Raw genomic sequence first — 6,373 nt, 5'->3', positions numbered from 1 at the left:
CCATCGCACCCGGCACCACCCGCCGCTGGCACATCACCCCCACCCACCGACCACGACCACGCACCCGACCACCACTGTGCACATGAACGCAGGAACGCGCGCATCGGGCCTGCGCACATGAGGCCTGCGCACAGGGCGCGGCGAGTCGGCGCCGCGCGCGAGCGCGAGGCGTCAGGCCCCGGCGGCCTGCCGCAGGTGGTCGCGGAGCACCGCGAACGGGGCAGTCTGCTCGGCGTCGCCCGGGCGACCGGCGACCTCCGGATGCCATTGGACCCCCAGCAGCCATCCTCCCGACGTCGCCCGCACGGCCTCGACGATGCCGTCGTGCGCCGTGGCGACGGCGACGAGCCCGGGCGCGAGGTCGCGGATCGCCTGATGATGCGCGGCGGCCACGGCGACGGTCGACGCACCGAACGCGCGCGCGAGCGCGTCGTCGGCGTCGAGACGGACGTCGTGCCACGTGAAGACGTCGCCGGCCACGCCCTCGTCGCCAGGCATGCGTCGGTGCCGAGTGGGCTCCTGCTGCAGATCCTCGTGCAACGTGCCGCCGAACGCGACGTTCACGATCTGCAGCCCGCGGCACACGGCGAGCAGCGGCGCCGACGTCGCCCGAGCGTGCGCGAGCACACGCAGGTCGAACGCATCCTGCTCGGGATTGACGTCGTACACAGGTGCCGTCGCGTCGCCGCCATAGCGTGCCGGATCGACGTCGCCGCCGCCCGGCAGCACGAAGGCGTCGAAGCGAGCGAGGTCGTGGTCGTGCGCCTCGATGACCTCCACCTCGACGCCCGGGCCGCGCGTGCAGCCCACGACGTCGTCGAGCAGCGCATTCGCGAGCGCCACCCTCGGATCGCCGCCCTCGCCGATCGACAGTCGGGCGGGGATGCCGACGAGCATCGTGCGCATGCGAGCTCCGATGGTCAGGCCGACGCGGCGGCGGTCGCCGTCTGCGCCTTCGTGCGCACCTCGGAGATGTACTCGCGCACCCGCTGGTCGACGATGATGTCGCTCGGCCGCAGCGGCCGCGACAGGTACAGGCCCTCGAGGCTCGTGAGCCGCGAGAGGGCCACGTACGTCTGCCCGGGGCTGAACGCCCGCTGCCCGAGGTCGATGATCGCCTGCTCGAACGTCGATCCCTGCGACTTGTGGATCGTCACCGCCCACGCGAGCCGCAGCGGGAACTGCGTGAACTCGGCGACGACGTCGCGGCGCAGCTCCTTCGTGGCAGGCGAGTACTGGTAGCGGAAGCGCTCCCACACGGCGGGCTCCACCTCGTGGTCCTCGCCGTCGACCTCCACGCGCACCGTCTGACCGATGCGCACGACGCGGCCGATGGATCCGTTGACCCACCGCTGCTGCGAGTCGTTGCGCAGGAACATCACCTGCGCGCCGACCTTCAGCTCGAGCACCTCCTCCGCAGGCTTCGCGCGCGGGCCGAAGTCGCCCGACACCTCCGCCATCGCCTTGCGCACCGTGCCGGGCAGGCGTGCGAGCTCGCGTGCGTTCGTGCGCTGCACCATGTCGTTGCGCGTCGCGAGGGTGAGGATGTCGTCCTCGGGTGGCGTGCGCGCGCCTGCGTCGTTGAGCAGCTGCGCGATGTCGGCGGTGACGGTGCCGTGCCGCACGGCGTTGAGCGCCACCTTGAACTCGAGGTCGGCCTGCCTGTGGATCTCGACGAGCTCGATCGTGTGCAGCTCGGTCTCGAGCCACACGCGCGCGTCGAAGAACCACATCGACCGGTAGTGGTCGTCGACGTACGCCCGCTCGTCTGCATCGCCAGGCACGGGCGCCAGCTGATACGGATCGCCGAACATCACCACCTGCACGCCGCCGAACGCCTCCGCGGGGCGCTGCCGCGCCTGCCGCAGCGACCGATCCATCGCATCCATGAGGTCGGCGTTCACCATCGAGACCTCGTCGATCACGAGCGTCTCGATGGAGTTCAGCAGCTTGCGCGTCTCGGCGTTCTGCTCGATCGCGGCGTCGCCGATGAGGCCGAGCGGCAGTCGGAACAGCGAGTGGATGGTCTGCCCGCCCACGTTGAGCGCCGCGACGCCCGTGGGCGCGCAGATCGCGAGCGCCTTCGACGTCTGCCACGCCAGATGCTGCAGCAGCGTCGACTTGCCCGTGCCCGCGCGGCCCGTGATGAACAGGTGGTCGCGCGTCAGCTCGATGCGGTCGAACACCGCCTGCTGCTCAGCGGTCAGCGACACACCCATCCCTCCAGCGTACGCACGAAGTCGGCGTCGCCGCCCGCACGGCTCGCGTGCTGTGGAGGATGCGGCCGACTGCGGCCTCCCGCGGGAGGCTGGGGCTTGCCATGGCAGGGCGCGCGTGCGAGCGTCGGGGCATGACGGGCACCGAGGCCGAAGGCGACGTGGTCGACCACGTCGTCACCGCGATCACGACCAACCATCCCGAGCACGACCCGGCGACCGTCGCGGGGCTCGCGCGCGAGGAGTTCGCGAAGCTCGAGCACAATCCCCTGCAGGACTACGTCGAGGTGCTCACCGAGCATGCGGTGAAGCGGCGGCTGCACGAGACGTGAGCCGCGCCACGCGGCGCTGACGTCGTTCGAGCCCGCGGGCCCGCCGATCGACGGAGTCGCGCATCCACCGACGGCGGGATGCCGTCGGCGACGATGTCGCGTGGGATGGGTGCATGATCCCCACGCGCACCCGCACCGTCCGCTCCAGAGCGTCCGCCGCTCGCGCAGCCATCGCCGCCGCCGCCGTCGCCGCGCTCGGCCTCGCAGGATGCGCCGCGGCGGATCCGACGACCGATGCCTCCGCGAGCCCGAGCGCCTCTGCGGTCTCGATCCCCGGCTCGCCGCTCGGCGAGGCGACGCAGTGGGCGCTCGATGCGCTGGGCGCCGACGAGCCCGTCTCCGCCGCCGAGCTGGAGGAGCGCTTCGCACCCGCCGCGATCGAGCAGCTGGGATCGGTCGACGTGCTCGTGGAGTCGTTCACGCAGCTGCAGACGATGGCGCCGTGGACGCTGCTCGCCTACGAGGAGCAGGCGTCGACGGCGGGGGCGCGCCTCGCCTCCGGCGGCGACGAGTACGTGCTCACCGTCGCGCTCGACGACGACGACCTGCTCACGACCCTCGCGGTGCAGCCCGCGCCCGAGATCCCCGAGCCCGCCGGCAGCTGGGACGAGCTGACGGAGCGCGCCGATGCGCTCGGCGCCCCCGTGGCGGTGACGGTCTTCGACGTCGCGGACGGCACGGTCGGCGATCCGACGTTCACGGCGGGCGACCTCACGGGGCCGCAGCCGTCGGGCTCGATGTTCAAGCTCTTCGTGCTGCTCGCCGTCGCCGACGCCGTCGAGGGCGGCAGCCTCGCGTGGGACGACGTGCTCACCCTCACGGATGCCGTGCGCAGCCTCCCCAGCGGCGAGCTGCAGCTGCAGCCCGACGGCACCGAGGTGACCGTCGAGGAGGCCGCGGCGGCCATGATCGCCATCAGCGACAACACCGCGACCGACCTGCTCATCCAGGCCGTCGGAGCCGACGCCGTCGAGGCGCAGCTCGCCGAGCACGCCCCAGACGGTGCCGACGCGTCGACGCCGCTGCTCACGACCCGCGCGCTGTTCCAGATCGGATGGGGCGACGAGTCGCTGCGCGCGCAGTGGGCGGCAGGCGACGACGCGACGCGCGAGTCCCTGCTCGCGCAGGTCGCAGCCGGCGACCTCACGACGGTCGCGACCGACGTGACGGTGCCGGTGTGGCAGGACGGCCTCGACTGGTTCCTCTCGGCCTCCGACCTCGCGCGCGCCCACCTCGCGCTGCACGAGGCGTCGCAGACCGACGCGGGCGCGCCGCTCGCCGACATCCTCACCACGAACCCCGGCCTCGACATGGGCGAGGGATGGGATGCCGTGGCCTTCAAGGGCGGCTCGTCGGTGGGCGTGCTCGGGGGCTCGTGGCTCGTCGAGGGCGACGCGGGCACGTACGTCGTCGTCGTGCAGTCGGCGACGACCGACGAGGCCCAGGTCGTCGCGCAGCAGCCTGCGCTGCATCTCGCGACCGACGCGGGCACGCTCCTCGCCGCCGAGTGACGCGGGCGCGCCCGCCGTCTGCGGGCGCGCCGGGCGGCCATGGGCGACGCATGGGCGGGGTCCGTACCCTGGTGGAGGAGATGTGCGCGGCGCATCCCGACCCGAGCAGACGAGGATGGCGTTCGACCGATGCATGCATGGAGCACGATCGCGGCCGCAGGCACCCATCCGTCGGAGGGATACGACGGGTTCATCGGGTGGGTGCTGAGCCTCATGGAGACGCTCGGCGAGGTCGGCGTCGGCCTCGCCGTGCTCATCGAGACGTTCGTGCCGCCCATCCCGTCGGAGGCGATCCTGCCCGGGGCGGGCTTCCTCGCCTGGGATGGCCGCATGAACGTGTGGGGCGCGTGGATCGCGGCGACGCTCGGCGCGCTCGTGGGCGCATGGATCTGGTACGCGATCGGTCGCGCCTTCGGGCGTGAGCGCACGCGGTGGATCGTGGGCCGCATCCCGCTCATGGACTTCGACGACTTCGACCGCGCCGAGCGCGTCTTCCAGCGGTGGGGCGGCGTCGCGGTGCTCGTGGGCCGCTGCGTGCCGCTCGTGCGCTCGTTCATCTCGATCCCCGCCGGCATCGAGCGCATGGCGTTCTGGAGGTTCTCGGTCTACACGTTCGTCGGCAGCCTCGTGTGGAACGGCATCTGGGTGTGGCTGGGCTTCGCGTTCGGACCGGTGATCGGGCCGGTGCTGTCGCAGTGGAGCGGGGTGCTGTCGAACGCGGTCGTGGCGATCATCGCGCTGCTCGTGCTGTGGTTCGTGATCGTGCGCGTGCGCCGCATCGTGCTGCGCCGCCGCGCCGAGCGCGACGGCACGGCCGAGGCCGTCGAGCGGGCGCCGGAGTCGACGACCGACTGACGCCCGCGCACGCGTCCTGGCAGCTCACCCCCGGTCGGTGGCGGTCCGCAGCCCCTCCGCCTGCGTGAGGCGCTCGCCCGCGGCGCGGGCCGCCGCGGGCCTCGCGAGCACCACGGCGAGCACGAGCACCACGATCGCCATCGCCATGCCGGGCCCCCACCATGCGGCCGCCTCGGTCGGCAGCGGGAAGACATTGCGGAAGAGCGTGTAGGCGAGCACCGCGATGCCGAGCACGGGGATGACGATCTCCCACCGCGACACGGTCGTCTGCCCCGTGAAGAACAGCAGCCTGACGGCGCCGACCGACGCGAGCAGGTAGGCGACGAGCAGCACGAGGGTGCCCGTGACGCCCGCGATGGCGAAGAGGTCGTACGGCTGCGCACCGAGCACGAGCCCGATGACCTCGATGAGCGCGACGAGGCCGACGACGGCCGCGACGGCGCGGTTCGGGATGCCGTGGCGAGGGTGCACGTGGGCGAGGGCCTTCGGGCCGAGGCCGTCGCGCGAGAGGGCGAAGAGCAGGCGGCTCGCCCCGACGACGCATGCGAGCGCGCATGCCGCCGCCGAGATCGCGGCGCCGATCGTGATGACGTCGCCCAGCCACGGCGCGATCCACGAGCTCGCGAGGTCGCCGATGAGCGCGCTCGAGCCGATGAACGCCTCGATGCCGCCCTCGTCGGTGCCGAACGCCATGACCTCGATCGCGGTGACGACGACGAAGAAGATGCCGCCGAAGATCGCGGTGCCGAGGATGGCGCGGGGGATGTCGCGGCGCGGCTCCCTCGCCTCCTCGCCGAGCGTCGCCGCCGCCTCGAATCCCGCGAACGAGAGGAAGCCGAACACGATGCCGAGGAAGACCGTCGACAGGTCGGTGCCCTCCGGCACCGTGAGGACCGACAGGTCGAACGACGTGCCGTTGGGGGTGTCGCCCACGACGAGCCTGCCGAGCACGATGACGGCGACGACGAGGATGAGCGCGATCGTCACGCCCTCGACGATGACGAGCACGAGCGTGCCGCGCTTCGCGGGCCGCGAGCCCAGGAACCACACGACGCCGAGCGCGATCCATGCGAAGACGAACGCGGCCCAGGTGGGCGGCGAGGGCCAGATGCCGAACTGGTCGACGAGCTCGGTCACGAAGATGCCGGCCGCCATCGACGTCACGACGCCGTAGAAGACGTACGTCGCGGCGTTGAGCCACCCCGCCGTGATGCCTGCGCGTGCGCCGAGCGTCGCGCCGACGAATCCGTAGACGCTGCCCGCATGGTTGAAGCGCTGCGAGAGCCGCACGAACGTGTACGCGATGAGCAGCACGCCGATCGTGGCGAGCAGGAACGCGAGCGGCACGGCGCGGCCGACGAGGCCCGCCGTGCCCTGCGGGTTGATGTTGATCGCCATCGACGGCGCCATGAGCGCGATCGAGACGCCGATCGCCTCCCACACGGTGAGGGTGCGGGTG

Annotated in this window: 6 protein-coding genes; 3 read left to right on the top strand and 3 right to left on the bottom strand. The window is 72.3% G+C overall.

The features are described 5' to 3' along the window. Nucleotides 1-171: 171 nt before the first annotated feature. Both ACZ6H8_RS13815 and ACZ6H8_RS13810 read right to left on the bottom strand, forming a co-directional pair. Nucleotides 172-906 carry a gamma-glutamyl-gamma-aminobutyrate hydrolase family protein gene (locus ACZ6H8_RS13815; RefSeq protein ID WP_464147466.1) on the bottom strand — a complete coding sequence of 245 codons (735 nt, stop codon included), beginning with the start codon at nt 904-906 and terminating at the stop codon, nt 172-174. Nucleotides 907-920: 14 nt separating this feature from the next. Next, nucleotides 921-2,219, bottom strand: coding sequence for an ATP-dependent DNA helicase (locus tag ACZ6H8_RS13810; RefSeq protein ID WP_464147465.1), 1,299 nt, complete (start codon nt 2,217-2,219; stop codon nt 921-923). 131 nt (nt 2,220-2,350) lie between these two features. Between ACZ6H8_RS13810 and ACZ6H8_RS13805 the strand changes: the two genes are divergently transcribed. The 3 genes from ACZ6H8_RS13805 (at nt 2,351) to ACZ6H8_RS13795 (ending at nt 4,914) form a co-directional block, all read left to right on the top strand. Further along, nucleotides 2,351-2,548, top strand: a complete 198-nt coding sequence (locus ACZ6H8_RS13805) for a three-helix bundle dimerization domain-containing protein (RefSeq protein WP_464147464.1) — start codon at nt 2,351-2,353, stop codon at nt 2,546-2,548. Nucleotides 2,549-2,661: 113 nt separating this feature from the next. After that, on the top strand, nt 2,662-4,059 hold the full coding sequence (locus ACZ6H8_RS13800; protein WP_464147463.1) for a serine hydrolase: 1,398 nt from the start codon (nt 2,662-2,664) through the stop codon (nt 4,057-4,059). A gap of 129 nt (nt 4,060-4,188) precedes the next feature. Continuing rightward, a complete protein-coding gene (locus ACZ6H8_RS13795) occupies nt 4,189-4,914 on the top strand; it encodes a DedA family protein (RefSeq protein WP_464147462.1) in 726 nt (241 codons plus the stop codon). A 24-nt stretch (nt 4,915-4,938) separates the two neighbouring features. Here the strand turns inward: ACZ6H8_RS13795 and ACZ6H8_RS13790 are convergent. Further along, a partial coding sequence (locus ACZ6H8_RS13790; protein WP_464147461.1) for an APC family permease occupies nt 4,939-6,373 on the bottom strand: 1,435 nt, incomplete at its 5' end.

The organism is Agrococcus sp. AC640b, assembly GCF_979255995.1.
Note: the sequence above shows the minus strand (reverse complement) of the source record. Positions and strands in the feature narration are given on the sequence as shown.

Bases quoted from the DNA above. Each gene is read 5' to 3' on its own strand.
- ACZ6H8_RS13815 (WP_464147466.1), bottom strand. From the start codon at position 906: ATGCGCACGATGCTCGTCGGCATCCCCGCCCGACTGTCGATCGGCGAG.
- ACZ6H8_RS13810 (WP_464147465.1), bottom strand. From the start codon at position 2,219: ATGGGTGTGTCGCTGACCGCTGAGCAGCAGGCGGTGTTCGACCGCATC.
- ACZ6H8_RS13805 (WP_464147464.1), top strand. From the start codon at position 2,351: ATGACGGGCACCGAGGCCGAAGGCGACGTGGTCGACCACGTCGTCACC.
- ACZ6H8_RS13800 (WP_464147463.1), top strand. From the start codon at position 2,662: ATGATCCCCACGCGCACCCGCACCGTCCGCTCCAGAGCGTCCGCCGCT.
- ACZ6H8_RS13795 (WP_464147462.1), top strand. From the start codon at position 4,189: ATGCATGCATGGAGCACGATCGCGGCCGCAGGCACCCATCCGTCGGAG.